Genomic DNA, 21,626 nt, shown 5'->3' on the forward strand with positions numbered 1-21,626 from the left:
GCCCGTAATCCGGGATGAGCGACCGACTGGGGGATCCCCCGGACACCGGAGGTAGGCGTGCGCAAGGATTCCGCCGTGGCCGATGAACGATCGCCGAGGGCCCGACATCGTATGTCCCAGCCCTCGGAGCCGGACGAGGAGCTGATGCGTGCGCTCTACCGTGAACACGCCGGACCCCTGCTCGCCTATGTGCTGCGGCTGGTCGCCGGGGACCGGCAGCGCGCGGAGGACGTCGTGCAGGAGACGCTCATCCGCGCCTGGAAGAACGCCGGGCAGCTCAACCGGGCTACCGGTTCGGTACGCCCCTGGCTGGTGACGGTCGCTCGGCGCATCGTCATCGACGGGCACCGCAGCCGGCAGGCCCGGCCGCAGGAGGTGGACCCGTCGCCGCTGGAGGTCATTCCCGCGGAGGACGAGATCGACAAGGCGTTGTGGCTGATGACACTCTCTGACGCGCTCGACGACCTGACCCCCGCCCACCGGGAGGTACTGGTCGAGACGTACTTCAAGGGGCGTACCGTAAACGAAGCCGCCGAAACCCTGGGGATACCCAGCGGCACGGTTCGCTCACGGGTGTTCTATGCCCTGCGTTCAATGAAACTCGCACTGGAGGAGCGGGGGGTGACGGCATGAGCACATACGGGGGATACGGAACGGGTAGTCCTGGACCCATGCAAAGTTCGCAGGGGCAGGGCGATCTGCACGAGACAGTGGGTGCCTACGCACTCGGCATCCTCGACGACGCCGAGGCGACCGCCTTCGAGGCGCATCTGGCGACCTGCGAGTGGTGCGGGCAGCAGCTCGACGAACTCGCGGGCATGGAGCCGATGCTGGCCGCTCTGGCGGATCTGCCGGCGGCCCAGGGCACTCCGGCCATCGGTGAGTCGCTGGCCGCCCGCCCGAGCCCGCAGCTCGCGGACCGGCTGGTCGTCGAGGTCGCCCAGACCCGGGTCCGCGCCAAGAGGACCCGGCGCATGTTCTTCGGGCTCGCGGCCTCGCTGATCATCGGCGGCCCGATCGTCGCGATCGCGGCGACCGGCGGCGGCGACGAGGCCACCAACCAACCGCTGGCCCAGTCGAGCAGTCCCGCCAAGGACGCGTTCACGCAGATGACCGAAAAGGTCGAGGCCACCGACGCGAGCACCAAGGTCACCGCCACGGTCGGCATCGAGAGCAAGGCCTGGGGCACCCACTCGGTCCTGGAGCTGAAGAACGTCAAGGGGCCCGAGAAGTGCTCCCTGATCGCCGTCGGCAAGAACGGCGAGCGGGAGACGGCGACCACCTGGGCCGTCCCGAAATGGGGCTACGGCATCAAGAACGCCACCACCGAACAGGCCAAGAGCCCGCTCTACGTACACGGCGGCGTCGCCATGAATCCCGAGGACATCGACCACTTCGAGGTCATGACCTTCGCCGGCAAGAAGCTGGTCGAGGTCGACGTGTAGGCGATCAAGAGCGGAAACGTAGCCTGCCGGGCTCCCCTTCGCGTACGGTTGACGGCTGCGATGCACGTCAGAAGGGGGCCCGGTGGCGGCTCAGGTTCAGCAGGAAACGGCGTTCGATCCGGTGGGCGACTCCGTGCGCGACCAAGAGGTCGGAGTCGAACAGGAACACCTGGATCGGGTGTACCGGCGCCTTGAGGAAAAGATCCACGAGGCGGAGTTCCTGATGAACGACGCCGCCAAGCGCGGCCAGGTGGGTACGCCGGGAGCACTCGCGGAGCGTGACGCGCAGGTGTTCCGGGCGGGGGTCCACCTCAACCGCCTGAACAACGAGTTCGAGGACTTCCTCTTCGGACGGATCGACCTCCTCGCGGGCAAGGACGGCAAGAAGGGCCCGGACGGCGCGTACACGGCGGTGGAACCCGCCGAGGGCGCTGTACGGCCCGACAACACCGCCGACATCGCGGAGACCCTCCACATCGGCCGTATCGGCGTCCTCGACTCGGACTACGCGCCGCTGGTCATCGACTGGCGGGCCCCGGCGGCCGCCCCGTTCTACCGCTCCACCCCGGTCGACCCCGGCCGGGTCGTACGCCGCCGGGTCATCCGCTCCAAGGGCCGCAGGGTCCTCGGGGTCGAGGACGACCTGATGCGCCCGGAGCTGAAAGCTTCCCTCTCCGGCCGCGAACTGCCGGTGATCGGCGACGGCGCGCTGATGGCGGCGCTGGGCCAGGCCCGCAGCCACACCATGCGGGACATCGTCGCCTCCATCCAGGCCGAGCAGGACCTCGTCATCAGGGCGCCCGCCGCGTCCGTCACGTACGTCGAGGGCGGGCCCGGCACCGGCAAGACGGCGGTCGCCCTGCACCGGGCCGCCTACCTGCTCTACCAGGACCGCAGGCGGTACGCGGGCGGCATCCTGATCGTCTCGCCCACGCCCCTGCTGGTCGCGTACACCGAGGGCGTGCTGCCGTCCCTCGGCGAGGAGGGCCAGGTCGCCATCCGCGCGGTCGGCTCCCTGGTCGACGGCGCCGAGGCCACGCTGTACGACGCACCGGCGGTCGCCCGGGCCAAGGGCTCGTGCAGGATGCTGAAGGTGCTGCGGAAGGCGGCACGGGGAGCCCTGGAAACGCCGGACGCGTCCGGGCGCACGCCCGCGCGAGGCCGCCAGAACGGACGGAACGGGCGGAACGCCCAGGACGAGCAGAACGGGCAGCTCGCGTTCGGCGACCCTGACGACGACTTCGCCGACTCGGACGACGAACCGCAGACTCCCTCCGGGACGCCCACCCGCCTCCGCGTCGTCGCCTTCGGGCGGCGCCTGGAGCTGGAGGCGCCCGAGCTGGACCGGATCCGCCAGAACGCGCTGTCCGGTACCGCCCCGGTGAACCTGCTGCGCCCGCGCGCCCGCAAGCTCCTGCTGGACGCCCTCTGGGCACGGTCCGGCGCCGGGACCCGGCACACCGACCCCGAGCTGGCGGCCGAGCTGCGCTCGTCGTTCGACGAGGACGTCAGCTCCGAGGACAGCTTCATCGCGTTCGTCGACGCCTGGTGGCCCGAGCTGACACCGCGTGCCGTCCTGGAGGCGATGGCCGACGAGAAACGGCTCGGCCGCTGGGCGCGCCGGATCCTCAACCCCGGTGAGGTGCGCCGGGTGGCCCGCTCCCTCAAGCGGGACGGCCTCTCCGTGCACGACGTGGCCATGCTCGACGAACTCCAGGCGATCCTCGGCACCCCGGTCCGCCCCCGCAGGAAGCGCGATCTCGACCCGCTCGACCACCTGACGGGCCTGGAGGAGCTCATGCCCGTACGCGAGGAGACGCAGCGCGAGCGGGCCGAGCGCCTGGCCCAGGAGCGTACGGAGTACGCGCACGTCATCGTCGACGAGGCGCAGGACCTCACGCCCATGCAGTGGCGCATGATCGGCCGCCGCGGACGGCACGCCACGTGGACGGTGGTCGGCGACCCCGCCCAGTCCTCGTGGTCGGACCCGGACGAGGCCGCCGAGGCCCGCGACGAGGCCCTCGGCACCCGCCCGCGCCGCCGCTTCACCCTCACCGTGAACTACCGCAACCCGGCCGAGATCGCCGAGCTCGCCGCCAAGGTCCTGGCCCTGGCCATGCCCGGCTCCACCTCGCCGTCCGCGGTGCGCTCCACGGGAGTACGGCCGCGTTTCGTCGCGACGAACAACGGACACGGCGCGGTGGTGCGGGACTCCCTGGCGAAGACCGTGCGGGAGGAGGCCGCGCGGCTGCTCGACCAGGTCGACGGCACGGTCGGCGTCGTGGTCGCCATGAACCGCCGTGCCGAGACCGCGCGGTGGCTCGCCGGGCTCGGCGACCGCGTGGTGGCGCTCGGCAGCCTGGAGGCGAAGGGCCTGGAGTACGACGCCACGGTGGTCGTCTCCCCGGCGGAGATCGCCGACGAGTCACCGGCCGGACTGCGCGTGCTGTACGTGGCGCTGACCAGGGCCACTCAGCAGCTCACCGTCGTCTCGGCCGACCGCGACGAACCGGACGCGAACGGGGTGCCGGACCTGCTGCGGGACTGACCGGGACCACGGCCCGCGCCCCGACGGGACCGTCCGGCGGAACCTTCTCTGTGAACCTCCGGTACGGGAATTGCCTTACGGGGATCGTTTGTTACGGTTGGTGTGGCACCGGCCCGATCCAAGCCCCCGGGCCCAACCTTCGTCGCTACGAGCGACCACTTGCCGCGAGGCGAGCATGGCGGGTCGGTGTCATTGAACGTGTAGTGAACGTGTTCCGTTCGACGTGTCGTGAGCGGACGAGAGGCCCCTGTCACCCAGTGACAGGGGCCTCTCTTTGATTGAGAACAAAACGTTCGCAATCCAGGGCGGCTACCACGTACTCCGCGGTAGGTGCGACCATCGGACCGGCGAACCCGCGAACCAGCAGCGCTCGCAGCACCCGGTGAAAGCAGAGGAAGTCGGCCATGGCAACGGCGCCCAGCGTCTCCTACTCGATTACGGTCCGGTTGGAGGTGCCCGCGAGCGGAACCGCGGTCTCCCAGATCACCACGGCCGTGGAGTCCCACGGCGGCTCGGTGACCGGCCTCGACGTGACGGCCTCCGGCCACGAGAAGCTCCGGATCGACGTCACCATCGCGGCGTCCTCCACGGCGCACGCGGACGAGATCGTCGAGCAGCTGCGCGGCATCGATGACGTCACGCTCGGCAAGGTGTCCGACCGTACGTTCCTGATGCACCTCGGCGGCAAGATCGAGATGCAGTCCAAGCACCCGATCCGCAACCGTGACGACCTCTCGATGATCTACACCCCGGGCGTGGCCCGGGTGTGCATGGCGATCGCCGAGAACCCCGAGGACGCCCGCCGGCTGACCATCAAGCGCAACACGGTCGCGGTCGTGACGGACGGCTCGGCGGTCCTGGGCCTGGGCAACATCGGCCCGATGGCCGCCATGCCGGTCATGGAGGGCAAGGCGGCCCTCTTCAAGCGCTTCGCCGACATCGACGCCTGGCCGCTGTGCCTGGACACCCAGGACACCGACGAGATCGTCGCGATCGTCAAGGCGATCGCCCCGGGCTTCGCCGGCATCAACCTCGAAGACATCTCGGCCCCGCGCTGCTTCGAGATCGAGGCCCGCCTCCGTGAGGCCCTCGACATCCCCGTCTTCCACGACGACCAGCACGGCACGGCGATCGTCGTGCTCGCGGCCCTCACGAACGCGCTGCGGGTGGCGGGCAAGGCGATCGGCGACATCCGTGTCGTCATGTCCGGCGCGGGCGCGGCCGGTACGGCCATCCTGAAGCTGCTGATCGCCGCCGGCGTCAAGCACGCCGTCGTGGCCGACATCCACGGTGTCGTGCACGCGGGCCGTGCGGACCTGGTGCATGCCGCCGCCGACTCGCCGCTGCGGTGGATCGCCGACAACACCAACCCCGAAGGGGTCACGGGGACGCTGAAGGAGGCCGTGCGCGGCGCGGACGTCTTCATCGGCGTCTCGGCCCCGAACGTGCTGGACGGCGACGACGTGGCCGCCATGGCCGAGGGCGCCATCGTGTTCGCGCTCGCGAACCCCGACCCCGAGGTCGACCCGGCGATCGCCCGGCAGACCGCGGCCGTCGTGGCCACCGGCCGCTCCGACTTTCCTAACCAGATCAACAACGTGCTGGTCTTCCCGGGTGTCTTCCGCGGTCTGCTGGACGCTCAGTCCCGCACGGTCAACACGGAGATGATGCTTGCGGCCGCAACGGCCCTGGCGGACGTGGTGACCGAGGACGAGCTCAACCCGAACTACATCATCCCCAGCGTCTTCAACGACAAGGTCGCGGGCGCGGTCGCGGGAGCGGTCCGCAACGCGGCGAAGGCCGCGGGCGCGACGGCCTGAGCGCCGTCCCGCCCCGTCTGGGGGCCGCCGCCCCCAGGCCCCCGCTGTCGGCCTGAACGGCCTCGTCCTCAAACGCCGGACGGGCCGGTAGGCGGCGACTGTGACAGTGGCCACCCGGCGCCCGTACCGGCGCGTCGCCGGACGTGGGGCCTCGGGCCGCCTCTAGGGTGGCGGCCATGGCTCAGTCCCTGAGGGCCCACCAGGGGCTAAGTCCCTGAGGGCCCACCAGGCCCTGCGGTCCGCTGCCGGGAACCGACGAAGCGTCACCAATTCGAGGCCGTGGCGCTTTTCGTGTGACTCCCAGGGGTGCCGGATTGGCTTTCCCGCCGCAGGTGGGGGCAGGATGCGTCTTCGGGCGCGAGGGTCCGGTCCCCGGACCCGGGTCCGGGGACCGCCGAGGAACCTGGCAGCATCGGCTTCGACGTGCCCAATATGCGGCTCCGCCGCGTGGCACGCCTCAACGGCAAGAAGAACACGGGAGTAACAACATGAACCGCAGTGAGCTGGTGGCCGCGCTGGCCGACCGTGCCGAGGTGACTCGCAAGGACGCCGACGCCGTTCTGGCCGCCTTTGCCGAGACCGTCGGTGAGATCGTCGCCAAGGGCGACGAGAAGGTCACCATCCCCGGCTTCCTGACCTTCGAGCGCACCCACCGTGCCGCTCGCACCGCGCGCAACCCGCAGACCGGCGACCCGATCCAGATCCCGGCCGGCTACAGCGTGAAGGTCTCCGCGGGCTCGAAGCTCAAGGAAGCCGCCAAGGGCAAGTGACCTTGCCGTCCACACCTCGCGGGACGGTGTTCGGCAGGTAGGCAGCAGGTAGGTAGCAGCAAGTGCGATGGGGCGGCACCCGGAGTTCGGGTGCCGCCCCATCGCTGTCGCGCTTACCGATGGCCTCAAACGTCGGCCGGGCCGACTGGTGCCCGGCTGAGTTGAGTGGCCCCGGCCGGGCTGAGTGATCCCCGGCCGGGACTGTGTTCTCGCTAGCCGAGCGCCTTGCCCGGCAGCTCCACCTTCGCGCCCAGCTCAATGAGCTTCTCCATGAAGTTCTCGTAGCCGCGGTTGATCAGGTCGATGCCGTGGACGCGGGACGTGCCCTGGGCCGCCAGTGCCGCGATGAGGTACGAGAAGCCGCCGCGGAGGTCGGGGATGACCAGGTCGGCGCCCTGGAGCTTCGTGGGGCCCGCCACGACCGCGGAGTGCAGGAAGTTGCGCTGGCCGAAGCGGCAGTGGGAGCCGCCGAGGCACTCGCGGTAGAGCTGGATGTGCGCGCCCATCTGGTTGAGCGCGGAGGTGAAGCCGAGGCGGGACTCGTACACCGTCTCGTGGACGATGGAGAGGCCGGTGGCCTGTGTCAGGGCGACCACCAGGGGCTGCTGCCAGTCCGTCTGGAAGCCCGGGTGGACGTCCGTCTCCAGCGCGATCGACTTCAGCTGGCCGCCGGGGTGCCAGAAGCGGATGCCCTCGTCGTCGATCTCGAAGGCGCCGCCCACCTTCCGGTAGGTGTTCAGGAACGTCATCATCGAGCGCTGCTGGGCGCCGCGGACGTAGATGTTTCCCTCGGTCGCCAGCGCCGCCGACGCCCACGAAGCGGCCTCCAGGCGGTCCGGAAGGGCCGCGTGGGTGTAGCCGCCGAGCCTGTCGACGCCCGTGACACGGATGGTGCGGTCGGTGTCCATCGCGATGATGGCGCCCATTTTCTGCAGGACGCAGATCAGGTCCTCGATCTCCGGCTCCACGGCCGCGTTCGAGAGCTCCGTCACGCCCTCCGCCAGCACGGCGGTCAGCAGGACCTGCTCGGTCGCGCCCACGGACGGGTACGGCAGCGCGATCTTCGCGCCGCGCAGCCGCTGCGGAGCCTCCAGGTACTGGCCGTCCGCGCGCTTCTCGATCGTCGCGCCGAACTGGCGCAGTACCTCGAAGTGGAAGTCGATCGGCCGGCCGCCGATGTCGCAGCCGCCGAGGCCCGGGATGAACGCGTGCCCGAGGCGGTGCAGGAGCGGACCACAGAGGAGGATCGGGATGCGCGACGAGCCCGCGTGCGCGTCGATGTCCGCGACGTTCGCGCTCTCCACGTGCGACGGGTCCATGATCAGTTCGCCCGGCTCCTCGCCCGGACGGACCGTCACCCCGTGCAGCTGCAGCAGTCCGCGGACGACCCGCACGTCGCGGATGTCGGGGACGTTGCGCAGCCGGCTCGGAGCGCTTCCGAGCAGCGCGGCGACCATGGCCTTCGGTACGAGGTTCTTCGCACCGCGAACACGGATCTCACCCTGCAGCGGGGTTCCGCCATGGACAAGGAGTACGTCGTCTGAACCGTTGACGGTCATGTATCTCGCGTTCCGGTTGGTGGGGCAGGGCCGAAGAAACAAGCGTAATGGCCGCCTACCCCGGTTCAGTAAGTCCAAGTGCGCCTCAGGAACGTCATAGCTTTGCCACAACACGAACCGCTCGCCGACGGACACACGCGGTCACCGGCGGGGGTGTGCGCTCCACCTGCCTCTGTACGCCCTGAGCTGCATTCACCCGGGTAAGGGCATTGCCTCCCCCCGCATGGGGAAGATGCGAGATCATGTCTCGCATGACCGAGGTGTCCTCGCTCACAGGGCGGTTGCTCGTGGCCACACCCGCCCTGGCGGACCCCAACTTCGACCGCGCGGTCGTGCTGCTCCTCGACCACGACGAGGAGGGCTCTCTCGGCGTCGTCCTCAACCGCCCCACACCGGTGGACGTGGGCGACATCCTCTCGGGCTGGGCGGACTTCGCGGGCGAGCCGGGCGTGGTGTTCCAGGGCGGTCCGGTCTCGCTCGACTCGGCGCTCGGCGTGGCGGTGATCCCCGGGGGCGCGTCGGGGGAGCGGGCTCCGCTCGGCTGGCGCCGGGTGCACGGGGCGATCGGGCTCGTGGACCTGGAGGCCCCGCCGGAGCTGCTCGCCTCGGCCCTCGGTTCGCTCCGGATCTTCGCGGGATACGCGGGCTGGGGCCCCGGACAACTGGAGGACGAGCTCGTCGAGGGCGCCTGGTACGTCGTGGAGTCGGAGCCCGGAGACGTCTCCTCGCCCTCTCCGGAACGGCTGTGGCGCGAGGTACTGCGCCGCCAGCGCAACGAGTTGGCGATGGTGGCCACGTATCCGGACGACCCTTCGCTCAACTGATGCCCCCAGGCTTCAGTACTCTTGCGTCTATGAGCACTCTTGAGCCTGAGACCCAGCCCCAGCGAGGCACTGGGACGGGGACCCTCGTAGAGCCGACGCCGCAGACGTCGCACGGCGACGGGGACCACGAGCGCTTCGCCCACTACGTCCAGAAGGACAAGATCATGGCGAGCGCGCTGGACGGCACGCCCGTCGTGGCGCTCTGCGGCAAGGTGTGGGTCCCGGGCCGTGACCCGAAGAAGTACCCCGTGTGCCCCATGTGCAAGGAGATCTACGAGTCCATGGGCGCCGGCGGCGACGAGGGCAAGGGCGGCGGCGACAAGTAACGCCTCCGGCGCGTCTTTGCCTCCGCCTCCGGCATCCGCCGGACCGGGCAGGCTTGTTCCCGTCCGGCTCGGACATGGGACGGACCTGGCCCCGTCCGGTCCCGACCGGCCCGGCCCGGTGCGCCGCGCAGATCCAGTACGGCCGCGGCGCCCCGATGCGGGTGCCGCGGCCTCGTCGTTCCGGGGCCGGGGAGTCGTGTCGCGCTGCGGCCGGGGGCCCGTCCGCCCGCGTGGGAGGGGAGCCCGTCCGCTCGCGTGGGACAGGTCCCGCGTGTCCGCGCGGGCACACCTCGGAGTCCTGCGCGGGCACACCCCGGAGCTCGTGCGGGCACACCCGGCGTTCGTACGGGCACACCCCAGAGTTCCGTGCGGGCACGTCCACCGTTTCCCTCGGGCACGTCCACCGTTTCCCTCGGGCCCGCCCATCGTTCCCCTCGGGCACGTGGGCGTTATCACAGACGTCGGCCCCGATGCGCGTTATCGTCGCGCCCGGGGCTTTTGTCCTGCCTGCCCGTTGCATGGAATGCTTTCGCCGGTCACAGAGTGGTTGAGACCTCTTGTGGGCACGTTCATGTACTCCATAACCTCCCCGTGTTGTGCAGCGTAAAACCACCATTGCACGTGCTGCAACGCGCTCCCCCGGAGGACGCCCCATGAAACTCCCCAAGCTCTCTGCCCGAATGGTTGCCCCGATCGCCGCACTGGTCGTCGCCGGGCTCACGGCCACCGCCTGCGCCCCCGAGTCCTCCGACAACTCCGGGGGCAAGGACGAGAAGAGCGGCACCCTGCGGGTGTGGCTCTTCCAGGAGGTCGACACCGCACCCAAGGAGAAGGTCGTCGATGGTGTCGTCGCCGCCTTCGAGAAGGCCCACAAGGGCACGAAGGTCGACGTCCAGTACATCCCGGTCGAGACCCGTGCCGAGAAGATCAAGGCCGCCTTCAACGACCCCAAGAGCGCTCCCGACCTCATCGAGTACGGGAACACCGACACGGCCGGTTACGTGAAGGACGGCGGTCTCGCCGACATCACCAAGGAGTTCACGGACTGGAGCGAGTCCAAGGACACCGACCCGACCGCCAAGCAGTCGGTCACGGTCGACGGCAAGATCTACGGCGCCCCGTACTTCGTCGGCGTCCGTGCCCTCTACTACCGCACGGACATATTCAAGGAACTGGACCTCGACGTCCCCAAGACCCAGAGCGAGCTGATCAGCACCGCCAAGGCGATCCGGCAGGCGAAGCCGGAGCTGTACGGGCTCGCGGTCGGCGGCGCCTACACGTACGGCGCGATGCCGTTCATCTGGTCCAACGGCGGCGAGATCGCCGAGGGCAAGGGCGGCTCGTACGCCTCGACGATCGACAGCGCCGCCGCCCAGAAGGGCATCACGGCCTACACCTCGCTCTTCGGTGACGAGAACTGTCCCGCCGCCAAGTGCGCGAGCATGGGCGGCAACGACACGGTGACGGCCTTCGCCTCCGGCAAGGCGGGCATGGCGATCGGCGGCGACTTCAGTCACTCGGCGATCGAGGCCGGGAAGGTCAAGGGCAAGTACGCGGTCGTGCCGCTGCCCGGTGTGAAGTCGGGTGAGATCGCTCCCGCGTTCGCGGGCGGCAACAACCTCGGCGTGCTGAACAGCACCACGCACCGCAGCCTCGCCGTCGACCTCATGGAGCAGCTCGCCTCGAAGAAGGCACAGGACGAACTCTTCGACGCCATGGGCTTCCTGCCGACCTTCACGGACGTACGCCAGGACGTCGCCAAGCGCGAGCCGTTCGTCGAGCCCTTCGTGAAGACCCTCGGCGCGGGTGCCAAGTTCGTCCCGGCCTCGCCCGCCTGGTCCCAGATCGACGCGTCCCTCGTCCTGCCGACGATGTTCCAGGAGGTCGTCAGCGGACGTAAGAGCGTGGCGGCGGCCTCGAAGGACGCGGCGAAGAAGATGAACACCGCGTTCAGCTCCGCGGGGTGAGCCGGATGACGAACCGTCCGCTGCCGGGTGCCGCCCGGCCGCCGGGCCCGTCCGCGCAGCCGGCCTCGCAGGGCGGCGGGCCGGACGCGGCGGAGCCCGGGGCCGCGGCCCCGCCCGCGCCCCGACGGGGCGCGGGGTCCGGCCCGGCCAAGGGTGCCTCGCCCGCACCCGCCCGCACGGCGGCCCGCCCGGGCCGCCGTGGCGGTGCGGGCCGCAAGTCCCCGCTCGCGCGGGGCGGATGGACGCCCTGGCTCTACCTCGCCCCCGCACTCGTCGTCATCGGCGGGCTGCTCGTCTACCCCGTCTACCAGCTCGGGCTGATCTCGTTCCTGGAGTACACGCAGGCCCAGGTCAGCGGCGGCGAGCCGACGACCTTCCAGGGGTTCGGGAACTACGCGACGCTCTTCGGGGACGAGCAGTTCTGGCAAGTGCTGCTGGCCACCGTGCTGTTCGCGGGCGCGTGTGTCGTCTCGACGCTGGCGGTGGGCTGCGCGCTGGCCGTCCTTCTGACACGTGTCCGCGCCGTGCCGCGGCTCGCGCTGATGCTGGCCGCGCTCGGCGCCTGGGCGACGCCCGCGGTGACCGGCTCGACGGTGTGGCTGCTCCTCTTCGACCCCGACTTCGGTCCGGTCAACCGGATCCTCGGGCTCGGCGACCACTCGTGGACGTACGACCGCTTCAGCGCCTTCGCCCTCGTCCTGCTCGAAGTCGTCTGGTGCTCCTTCCCGTTCGTGATGGTCACCGTGTACGCCGGCATCCGCGCCGTACCGGCCGAGGTCCTGGAGGCCGCGTCCCTGGACGGCGCCTCCCAGTGGCGGATCTGGCGCTCGGTGCTCGCCCCGATGCTCCGTCCGATCCTCGTGGTCGTCACCATCCAGTCGATCATCTGGGACTTCAAGGTCTTCACGCAGATCTACGTCATGACGGGCGGAGGCGGCATCGCCGGCCAGAACCTCGTACTGAACGTGTACGCCTACCAGAAGGCCTTCTCGTCCTCCCAGTACAGCCTCGGCTCGGCGATCGGAGTGGTGATGCTGCTGATTCTGCTCGCCGTCACGCTCGTATATCTGAGGCTGATCAGAAGGCAGGGGGAGGAGCTGTGAGTTCCGCAAGTCCCGTGAAAACCGAAGGCTTTGTACGCGATTTCGCACGCCGTTCCGTACAGCGACCGTGGCGGCTGGCCGCCGAGGTCTCGGCGCTGCTGATCGCGGCGGTCGTCGCATTCCCCCTCTACTGGATGGTGCTCAGCGCCTTCAAGCCCGCCGGGGAGATCGAGTCGACCGAGCCGCGACCCTGGACGCTGGCTCCGTCCCTGGATTCCTTCCGGCGTGTCTTCGGGCAGCAGGAATTCGGCCGGTACTTCCTCAACAGCCTCATCGTCGCGGTCACCGTCGTCGCCGTCTCGGCGCTCATCGCGTTTCTCGCGGCGACCGCCGTGACACGATTCCGCTTCCGTTTCCGCACCACCCTGTTGATCATGTTCCTGATCGCGCAGATGGTGCCCATCGAGGCCCTGACGATCCCCCTCTTCTTCCAGATGCGGGACTTCGGGCAGCTCAACACGCTGGGCGCGCTGATCCTGCCGCACATCGCCTTCTCACTGCCCTTCGCGATCTGGATGCTGCGGGGCTTTGTGAAGGCCGTCCCGGAGGCCCTGGAGGAGGCGGCGTACATCGACGGGGCGAGCAGGACGCGGTTCCTGTGGCAGATCCTTTTCCCGCTGGTCTTTCCCGGGCTCGTGGCTACCAGTGTGTTCTCGTTCATCTCCGCATGGAACGACTTCCTGTTCGCCAAGTCCTTCATCATCAGTGACACCTCGCAGTCCACGCTTCCGATGGCTCTCCTCGTCTTCTACAAGCCCGACGACCCCGACTGGGGCGGTGTGATGGCCGCGTCCACGGTGATGACGATTCCGGTACTCATCTTCTTCGTACTCGTACAGCGGCGGCTGGTCTCCGGACTGGGCGGCGCGGTGAAGGACTGACGTGAGGGACGTGAGTGACGTGACAAACAGCGACGTGGCGGGGGCCGGGACAGCGAACGGCGGTACGCCGAGCGGGGGTTCCGGCTCGGCCGGGGTGATTCCGGCGCCCGTCGCCGTCGAGGGTTCCTCGGGCGACGGCGTCCCGCTCGGTGTGGGCACGACCCTGTGGGCCGGTCCCGGCACCGGCAGCACCGAACGCTGGCTGCGCGCGACGCTCGGTACGGCCCTGGGCCTTTCGCTGCCGCCCGGTCCTCAGGACGCCGAGAACTGCGTGCGGTTGCGAATCGACGACACCCTCGAACCGGAGGCGTACGCACTCGGCGTCGTCGCCGGCCGGGGGATCGAGATCCGCGGCGGCGGCCCCGCCGGTGTGTTCTGGGGCGCCCAGACACTGCGTCAGCTCATCGGTCCGGAGGCTTTCCGGCGCGCTCCCGTGCGACGGGACCTCACGTACACCGTCCCGCCCCAAGTCGTCGAGGACGCCCCGCGATTCGCCTGGCGCGGTCTGATGCTAGACGTCTCGCGGCACTTCATGCCCAAGGACGGTGTCCTGCGCTATCTCGACCTGATGGCAGCGCACAAGCTGAACGTCTTCCACTTCCACCTCACCGACGACCAGGGCTGGCGTATCGAGATCAAGCGGTACCCGAAGCTCACGGAGACCGGATCGTGGCGGGCGCGCACCAAATTCGGCCATCGCGCCTCGCCTCTCTGGGAGGAGAAGCCGCACGGGGGCTTCTACACCCAGGACGACATCCGCGAGATCGTCGCGTACGCCGCCGAGCGGCATATCGCCGTCGTCCCCGAAATCGACATCCCGGGGCACTCGCAGGCCGCCATCGCCGCATATCCGGAACTCGGCAACACCGACGTCATCGACACGACCTCCCTCTCCGTCTGGGACACCTGGGGCGTCTCCAAAAACGTACTCGCCCCCACTGACAACGTCCTTCGCTTCTACGAGGGCGTCTTCGAGGAACTCCTCGATCTGTTCCCCGTGGACGCCACGGCGACCTCGGCGTTTTCGGCGTTCATTCACGTCGGCGGCGACGAGTGCGCCAAGGATCAGTGGAAGGCCTCGCCCGCCGCGCAGGCGCGGATCGAGGAACTGGGGCTCGTGGACGAGGACGCGCTGCAGTCGTGGTTCATCCGGCACTTCGACGACTGGCTGACCGCGCGCGGGCGCCGGCTGATCGGCTGGGACGAGATCCTGGAGGGCGGGAGTCGAGCCGAAGGGCGCGCCCCTGTCGAAAGCGACGAGGAGGAGGGAGCGAAGCGACCGCTCGACGAGGAGTGTCGACAGGGGATCCGAGCGCCCGGAGGCGAGACGACAAAATTGGGCCTCGCCCCCGGCGCCGCCGTGTCCTCGTGGCGCGGCTACCAGGGCGGCATCACGGCCGCGCGCGCGGGCCACGACGTCGTCATGTGCCCCGAGCAGCAGGTCTACCTGGACCACCGTCAGCACGGCGGCCCCGACGAGCCGGTGCCCATCGGCTTCGTACGCACCCTGGAGGACGTCTACCGATTCGAACCCGTACCGCCCGAGTTGACGCCCGATCAGGCGCGGCACGTCCTGGGCACCCAGGCCAACCTGTGGACCGAGGTGATGGAGGACCGCTCGCGCGTCGACTACCAGGCGTTTCCCCGGCTCGCCGCCTTCGCCGAGGTCGCCTGGAGTGCTCTGCCCGCCCCCGCGGAGCGCGACTTCGCCGGCTTCGAGCGGCGGATGACCGCCCACTACGGGCGACTTGACGCCCTCGGAGTCGCCTACCGGCCGCCCACCGGCCCGTTGCCGTGGCAGCAGCGCCCCGGAGTGCTCGGACGCCCGATCGAGGGAGCGCCCCCGAACGTGTGAGGTGTCTCCCAAGGGGTGCCGTCGAAGCGGTTGTCCTGGGACGGTGACCCCCATGGAAAAAGACACCCAAGGGACATCGAAGGCTGCCAATTCGCGCTGACGGGCGATGTGGTGCGAAAACGGACCATCTGCCGGTGGCGGGTAGGAATGCCTCCTAGCGGACCCCCGCGTCGTGGGGCCGGGAAGATGTGCCAGAGTTGCCACGTCCGCCCTGTCAGCACGTACCGTACGGCAACACAGGTGGGACCAGGTGGGGCAGCGGGAAGGGGCAGCCGGTTTGACCACGCACGCACCGCAGGCGGCGCAGGCCGTGACGCTGCCCGCCTCGCTGGACGAGGCCGTGGCGGCGCTCGCCGCCATGCCCGCAGCCGTTCCCGTGGCCGGCGGCACCGACCTCATGGCCTCCGTCAACTCCGGGCAACTGCGGCCCGCGGCACTCGTCGGCCTCGGCCGGATCAGCGAGATCCGCGGCTGGCAGTACCAGGACGGCCACGCGCTCCTCGGCGCCGGCCTCACCCATGCCCGCATGGGCCGCCCCGACTTCGCCGCCCTCATCCCCGCCCTCGCGGCCGCCGCGAGGGCCGCGGGACCACCGCAGATCCGCAACGCGGGCACCCTGGGCGGCAACATCGCCACGGCGTCCCCCACGGGGGACGCGCTTCCGGTGCTGGCCGCGCTGGAGGCGACGCTCATCATCGCGGGCCCGGGCGGCGCCCGCCGCGAGATCCCCGTCTCGCACCTCCTCGCGGGCATGGAACTGCTCCGCGGCGGTGAACTCATCGGGTACGTGCGCGTGCCGCTGCTGCACGCCCCGCAGGTCTTCCTGAAGGCGACCGGACGGACCGGACCCGGGCGCGCCATCGCGTCCGTCGCGCTCGTCCTCGACCCCGCCCGGCGCGGAGTGCGGTGCGCCGTGGGCGCCATAGCGCCGATGCCGCTGCGGCCGCTGGACGCCGAGCTGTGGGTCGCCTCGCTGATCGACTGGGACAACGGCCGCGCGATCGTGCCCGAGGCGCTCAACGCCTTCGGGGAGTACGTCGCCGCGGCCTGCATCCCGGACCCGGGGCCCGCCGAGGACGGCTCCGAACAACAGCTGCCGCCCGCCGTACTGCACCTGCGGCGCACCGTCGCCGCGCTGGCCCGACGAGCACTGGGGAGGGCACTTTCGTGACCGACGACCAGCACGGAGAGGGCACCCCCCGGACGGGCAGCCGCTGGGATCCGCTGCCCCAGGGCGACTACGACGACGGCGCCACGGCCTTCGTCAAGCTTCCCGAAGGGGGCATCGACGCCCTCCTCGCGGACTCGCCGCTCGCCGCGCCCGGCCACGGCTACGTACCGCCGCCGATAACGGTCGCGCCCGCCACGGACGAGGGAACCGACCCGGCCGCCCCCGGCCCGTGGGGCGCGCCGCCCCAGGGCCCCGAGGGCGGGCAGCCGCAGGCCGTGCAGTGGCCCGACCCCAACGCCCTGCCCGAGGAGCACCGGCAGCACGCCCAGGACGCCTTCGCGTACAACCCCGGGTCCACCGGCCAGTGGACCTTCGACGAGCCCCCACAGGGCGGCCAGGGCGCGCCGGGCCAGGACGTGACCGGACAGTGGTCCATTCCCGTCGCCAACGGTGATCTGCCCGACGAGTCAGGCGAGTTCTCGACGTCGTCGCTGGTCGAGCAGTGGGGCGGGACCCCGCCGGCCACCCTGCCGGGCGGGGCGGCGGCGCCCTGGGCCAGCGAGCCCTGGGCCCAGCAGCCGTCCCCGGACCAGCCGTCGCCCGCCGAGGAGGCCGTGGCCCACGCCGAGCACGGCACCGTCGAGCACGACGCCGCCGAGATCATCGATGTCTCCGGAGAGCACGCCGACGAAATCGCCGTCTCCGTAGACCGAGAAGAATCGATGCGCGAAGGCACGATGCGCGCAGAACCGGCGGAGGCGTCGTCCGGTCACGGCCCCCCGGAACGGGCCGGCGAACCCGGCGACGAGCCCGGGGCGCCCTCTCCGGAGGAGCGCGCCGCGGCCCGCGCCGACACCGCTGACGCCACCGAGGAGTCCGCGGCCGACGACACCCCAAGTGCGCCCGCGCACAACGACCACCCCCTCGCGTCGTACGTCCTGCGGGTGAACGGTGTCGAACGGCCCGTGACCGACGCCTGGATCGGCGAATCGCTGCTCTACGTGCTGCGCGAGCGGCTCGGCCTCGCGGGCGCCAAGGACGGCTGCTCCCAGGGTGAGTGCGGGGCCTGCAACGTGCAGGTGGACGGACGGCTCGTGGCGTCCTGCCTGGTGCCCGCCGTGACCGCCGCCGGGAGCGAGGTGCGCACCGTCGAGGGACTCGCCGCCGACGGGCAGCCCTCCGACGTCCAGCGGGCGCTCGCCAAGTGCGGCGCCGTGCAGTGCGGATTCTGCGTCCCGGGCATGGCGATGACCGTGCACGACCTCCTGGAGGGCAACCCGGCGCCCACCGAACTGGAGACGCGCCAGGCCCTCTGCGGCAACTTGTGCCGCTGCTCCGGCTACCGGGGCGTCCTGAACGCCGTACGCGACGTCGTCGCCGAGCGCGAGGCACACGCGTCCGGGGACAACGCCACGGACGCTGCGCCCTCTGCGGATGCCCGTATCCCGCACCAGGCGGGCCCCGGCGCCGGAAGTGTCAACCCGTCCGCGTTCGAGTCACCACAGCCGCACCAGCAGCCGCACCAGCAGTCCTACGGCCAGGACGGAGGCCAGGCGTGAGCAACGACACCGCCACCGCGACCACCGCGGAGCCCGGCACCGCTCCGGAGCCGCTGCCCCACGGCCTCGGCGTGTCCCTGCCGTCCGCGGAGGCCCGCGCCAAGACCGAGGGCACGTTCCCGTACGCGGCGGACCTGTGGGCCGAGGGCCTCCTGTGGGCCGCCGTCCTCAGATCACCGCACCCGCACGCGCGCATCCTGTCCATCGACACCACCCACGCGCGCGAGATGCCCGGCGTGCGGGCCGTCATCACCCACGAGGACGTGCCCGGCAACGCGCTGCACGGCCGCGGCAGAGCCGACCGGCCCGTGTTCGCCTCCGAGGTCGTACGCCACCACGGGGAGCCCATCGCGGCCGTCGCCGCCGACCACCCCGACACCGCCCGCATGGCCGCGGCCGCCGTCATCGTCGAGTACGAGACACTCGACCCGGTGACCGACCCGGAGCAGGCCTTCGAGGCCGAACCCCTGCACCCCGACGGCAACCTGATCCGCCACATCCCGCTGCGCCACGGCGACCCGGACGCGGTGGGCGAGATCGTCGTCGAGGGCCTGTACCGCATCGGACGCCAGGACCCGGCCCCGATCGGCGCGGAGGCCGGCCTCGCCGTGCCCCGCCCCGACGGCGGGGTCGAGCTCTACGTGGCGTCCACCGACCCGCACACCGACCGCGACACGGCGGCCGCCTGCTACGGCCTGGAACCGGAGCGCGTGAAGGTCGTCGTCACCGGTGTGCCCGGTGCCACCGCCGACCGCGAGGACCAGAGCTTCCAGCTCGCGCTCGGACTGCTCGCCATGAAGACCGGATGTCCGGTCAAGCTCACCGCGACGCGCGAAGAGTCCTTCCTGGGCCACTCCCACCGCCATCCCACGCTCCTGCGCTACCGGCACCACGCCGACAGCGACGGCAGGCTGGTCAAGGTCGAGGCGCAGATCCTGCTCGACGCGGGCGCGTACGCCGACACGTCGTCCGAGGCCCTCGCCGCCGCCGTCTCCTTCGCCTGCGGCCCGTACGTCGTCCCGAACGCCTTCATCGAGGGCTGGGCCGTCCGCACCAACAACCCGCCCTCCGGGCACGTACGCGGCGAGGGCGCCATGCAGGTGTGCGCCGCCTACGAGGCTCAGATGGACAAGCTGGCGAAGAAGCTGGGCCTCGACCCGGCCGAGCTGCGCTTGAGCAACGTCATGGCCACGGGGGACGTACTCCCGACCGGCCAGACGGTGACGTGCCCGGCCCCCGTGGCCGAACTGCTGCAGGCCGTACAGGACTTCCCGCTGCCCGCCCTCCCGAAGGACACGCCCGAGGACGAGTGGCTGCTGCCCGGCGGCCCCGAGGGCGCCGGCGAACCGGGTGCCGTGCGACGCGGCGTCGGCTACGCCCTGGGCATGGTCCACATGCTCGGCGCCGAGGGCGCGGACGAGGTCTCGACCGCCACCGTGAAGGTCCACGACGGCATCGCCACCGTGCTGTGCGCGGCCGTGGAGACCGGCCAGGGCTTCACCACCCTGGCCCGGCAGATCGTCCAGGAGACGCTCGGCATCGAAGAGGTGCACGTGGCCTCCGTGGACACCGATCAGCCCCCGGCGGGACCGAGTTGCCGCGGGCGCCACACCTGGGTGTCCGGCGGCGCGGTCGAACGGGCCGCCAAGATGGTCCGTACGCAGCTGCTGCAGCCCCTGGCGCACAAGTTCGGGATGTCCACCGAGCTCCTCCAGATCACCGACGGCAAGATCACCTCGTACGACGGTGTGCTGTCGACCACCGTCACGGAGGCGATGGACGGCAAGGAGCTGTGGGCGACCGCGCAGTGCCGCCCGCATCCCACCGAGCCGCTGGACGGCGCCGGACAGGGCGACGCCTTCGTGGGGCTCGCCTTCTGCGCGGTCCGCGCGGTCGTCGACGTCGACATCGAACTGGGCTCGGTACGGGTCGTGGAACTGGCGCTCGCCCAGGACGTGGGACGGGTCCTGAACCCCGCGCAGCTCGCCGCCCGCATCGAGGCCGGCGTCACCCAGGGCATCGGCGTCGCCCTCACCGAGAACCTGCGCACCGCGCGCGGGCTGGTGCGCCACCCCGACCTCACGGGGTACTCGCTGCCGACCGCCCTCGACACCCCCGACATCCGCATCGTCAAGCTCGTCGAGGAGCGTGACGTGGTCGCGCCCTTCGGCGCGAAGGCCGTCAGCGCGGTGCCGGTGGTCACGTCCCCGGCCGCGGTCGCGTCCGCGGTACGGGCGGCCACGGGGCGTCCGGTGAACCGGCTGCCGATAAGGCCACAGGCGGCCGTGGTGACGGCTACGCAGTGACCCCTCCCGGGCGGCAACTGGCGAAGACCGGCGAGAACCACGGGTAGTGGTCCGCTGTTCACGGCAGTGCCAGGGCTCTGGCAGGGCGTTGTCAGTGGTGCCGCGTAGTGTTCTGGGCAGTGGGAAGGACCGCTGGGCGGCGGACGACTTCCACGAATCTCTGTGGGCTTTCCGCGTCTTCCGCGGATTGCCATGGGTTGCCGTGGATTTGCCTGTGCTGCCGCCTGGTCCGGTCCTGCCGGGGGACTCTGAAACACCACGCGCGGGGGCACGATGAGCACGAGCACGAGCACGACCACGAGTACGGACACTGGCACCAAGACGATCACCTTGACCGAGGATGAACTGGACCCGTACGTCACGCACGCGGCGACGCGGAGCTGGCTGGCGAGTCCCGGACTGCCGGGCCCCGGACTTCCGGGCGACGGCGGCCTGTTGACCTTCGAGGCGCTGCGCGCGGGCGGCCCGCGGACGGTGGCGGATTCGATGGGAGACCCGGATCTGCTGGCGGCGGACCTGCGGGACCAGCTGGTGATAGGCGCACTCCGCGGCCCGGCCGACGCCGAGACGGAGTCGATCCTGCTCGACGGAGCGACGGGTGAGGTCTCCACCACGTACGTCCTCCAGGACCGTCCCGACCTGATGGACCGCCGCCCGCTCGCACCCTCGCTCCAGGTGCTGACGGACTTCGTGGCGGCGACGGAGGAGATGGCCGCCCGACGCGGTCGATTCGCTTCCTACGAGGGCCGGTTCGGGCCGAAGGCCGTGGCCGGGATGTCGCGGCAACTGCTCGCGGTGTTCGAGGAGGGCACCGGCGGCGAGGTCCCGCCGTTCTGGCGGATGGCGGCGCTGATCCGCCCGCTGGCACTGGTCGCGGGCCCGCCCGCCGACGCGGCACTGACCCTGGACCTGCCCACTCGTCTGCTGGACGAGGAGTTCGGCCAGGGCCGGGTCGCGCGCTTCGAGGACGTCGACTTCCCGGCGGCGCTGGCGCACGAACCGACCCGCCGCTTCCTGCGGGAGACGGGTCTGCCGGAGGACGGCTTCCTGTTCCAACTGGACACGGACGTGCCGCTGCCGACCCTCGCCGAGTACTACGAGGACGAGCGCCCGGGCGAGTACACCGCCGACGAACTCCCCGACGACGCGGACCACTTGATACGCCTCGGCCACCTCATCGAGGACAACAGCCTGGTGGTGGACGGCGCGACGGGCGCGATCCTCAACTGGAGCGAGCCCGAGGCCACGCTCTACGCCCTGAACACGGACATCTCCACGCTGGCCTTCACGCTCTGGCTGCTCCACCGCGAGAAGACCATCGACGAGACCCTGTCCCACGAACTGACGGCGGATGCCTACGACCAACTGGCCACGACGATGACGCAGACCCTGTCCACGGTCGACCCCACGGGCTCGGCCCCGCAGTCGACTTGGCACTACTGGACGGAACTGTTCCAGGACGAGGCGGGCGGCGTGCTCTGAGCCCTGCGGA

At 70.7% G+C, this 21,626-nt stretch carries 16 protein-coding genes; 15 read left to right on the top strand and 1 reads right to left on the bottom strand.

From position 1 onward, the window contains the following. The first annotated feature begins 111 nt into the window (after nucleotides 1-111). From OHA11_RS29125 to OHA11_RS29145, 5 genes are all read left to right on the top strand, one after another. The gene (locus OHA11_RS29125; protein WP_010039908.1) at nucleotides 112-633 is read left to right on the top strand and encodes a sigma-70 family RNA polymerase sigma factor; all 522 of its coding nucleotides are present in this window, start codon (nucleotides 112-114) and stop codon (nucleotides 631-633) included. 38 nt (nucleotides 634-671) lie between these two features. Further along, complete coding sequence (locus OHA11_RS29130) at nucleotides 672-1,445, top strand: anti-sigma factor (protein WP_266501406.1); 774 nt, start codon at nucleotides 672-674, stop codon at nucleotides 1,443-1,445. Between the two features lie 82 nt (nucleotides 1,446-1,527). Next, complete coding sequence (locus tag OHA11_RS29135) at nucleotides 1,528-3,993, top strand: UvrD-helicase domain-containing protein (protein ID WP_266501408.1); 2,466 nt, start codon at nucleotides 1,528-1,530, stop codon at nucleotides 3,991-3,993. A gap of 404 nt (nucleotides 3,994-4,397) precedes the next feature. Continuing rightward, the gene (locus tag OHA11_RS29140) at nucleotides 4,398-5,813 is read left to right on the top strand and encodes an NAD-dependent malic enzyme (protein ID WP_266501410.1); all 1,416 of its coding nucleotides are present in this window, start codon (nucleotides 4,398-4,400) and stop codon (nucleotides 5,811-5,813) included. Nucleotides 5,814-6,301: 488 nt separating this feature from the next. After that, nucleotides 6,302-6,583 carry an HU family DNA-binding protein gene (locus OHA11_RS29145; protein WP_007382399.1) on the top strand — a complete coding sequence of 94 codons (282 nt, stop codon included), beginning with the start codon at nucleotides 6,302-6,304 and terminating at the stop codon, nucleotides 6,581-6,583. Nucleotides 6,584-6,795: 212 nt separating this feature from the next. On the opposite strand, the gene murA is transcribed toward OHA11_RS29145, so the two are convergent. After that, the gene (gene murA, locus OHA11_RS29150; protein ID WP_266501413.1) at nucleotides 6,796-8,142 is read right to left on the bottom strand and encodes a UDP-N-acetylglucosamine 1-carboxyvinyltransferase; all 1,347 of its coding nucleotides are present in this window, start codon (nucleotides 8,140-8,142) and stop codon (nucleotides 6,796-6,798) included. Nucleotides 8,143-8,393: 251 nt separating this feature from the next. Between murA and OHA11_RS29155 the strand changes: the two genes are divergently transcribed. From OHA11_RS29155 to OHA11_RS29200, 10 genes are all read left to right on the top strand, one after another. Beyond that, nucleotides 8,394-8,966: a YqgE/AlgH family protein gene (locus tag OHA11_RS29155; RefSeq protein WP_266501415.1), complete on the top strand. Its 573-nt coding sequence runs from the start codon at nucleotides 8,394-8,396 to the stop codon at nucleotides 8,964-8,966. Nucleotides 8,967-8,995: 29 nt separating this feature from the next. Then, nucleotides 8,996-9,292, top strand: coding sequence for a DUF3039 domain-containing protein (locus tag OHA11_RS29160; protein WP_055614622.1), 297 nt, complete (start codon nucleotides 8,996-8,998; stop codon nucleotides 9,290-9,292). Nucleotides 9,293-9,945: 653 nt separating this feature from the next. Beyond that, nucleotides 9,946-11,259 (top strand): extracellular solute-binding protein, encoded by a 1,314-nt coding sequence (locus OHA11_RS29165; RefSeq protein WP_266501416.1) that lies wholly within the window; start codon nucleotides 9,946-9,948, stop codon nucleotides 11,257-11,259. A gap of 5 nt (nucleotides 11,260-11,264) precedes the next feature. After that, on the top strand, nucleotides 11,265-12,362 hold the full coding sequence (locus tag OHA11_RS29170) for a carbohydrate ABC transporter permease (RefSeq protein ID WP_266501418.1): 1,098 nt from the start codon (nucleotides 11,265-11,267) through the stop codon (nucleotides 12,360-12,362). 14 nt (nucleotides 12,363-12,376) lie between these two features. Beyond that, entirely contained in the window at nucleotides 12,377-13,243 is an 867-nt protein-coding gene (locus tag OHA11_RS29175) for a carbohydrate ABC transporter permease (RefSeq protein ID WP_266501421.1), read from the top strand. A 34-nt stretch (nucleotides 13,244-13,277) separates the two neighbouring features. Beyond that, nucleotides 13,278-15,098 carry a beta-N-acetylhexosaminidase gene (locus OHA11_RS29180; RefSeq protein WP_266507536.1) on the top strand — a complete coding sequence of 607 codons (1,821 nt, stop codon included), beginning with the start codon at nucleotides 13,278-13,280 and terminating at the stop codon, nucleotides 15,096-15,098. A 277-nt stretch (nucleotides 15,099-15,375) separates the two neighbouring features. Continuing rightward, entirely contained in the window at nucleotides 15,376-16,269 is an 894-nt protein-coding gene (locus tag OHA11_RS29185) for a xanthine dehydrogenase family protein subunit M (protein WP_266501423.1), read from the top strand. After that, entirely contained in the window at nucleotides 16,266-17,828 is a 1,563-nt protein-coding gene (locus tag OHA11_RS29190) for a 2Fe-2S iron-sulfur cluster-binding protein (RefSeq protein WP_266501425.1), read from the top strand. The genes OHA11_RS29185 and OHA11_RS29190 overlap by 4 nt, the downstream gene beginning before the upstream one ends. Then, nucleotides 17,825-20,134 carry a xanthine dehydrogenase family protein molybdopterin-binding subunit gene (locus OHA11_RS29195; protein WP_266501426.1) on the top strand — a complete coding sequence of 770 codons (2,310 nt, stop codon included), beginning with the start codon at nucleotides 17,825-17,827 and terminating at the stop codon, nucleotides 20,132-20,134. The genes OHA11_RS29190 and OHA11_RS29195 overlap by 4 nt, the downstream gene beginning before the upstream one ends. Nucleotides 20,135-20,407: 273 nt before the next feature. Then, entirely contained in the window at nucleotides 20,408-21,616 is a 1,209-nt protein-coding gene (locus tag OHA11_RS29200; RefSeq protein WP_266501428.1) for an SUKH-4 family immunity protein, read from the top strand. Nucleotides 21,617-21,626: the final 10 nt, after the last annotated feature.

It is taken from the genome of Streptomyces sp. NBC_00878 (assembly GCF_026341515.1).
Classification (GTDB): Bacteria; Actinomycetota; Actinomycetes; order Streptomycetales; family Streptomycetaceae; genus Streptomyces.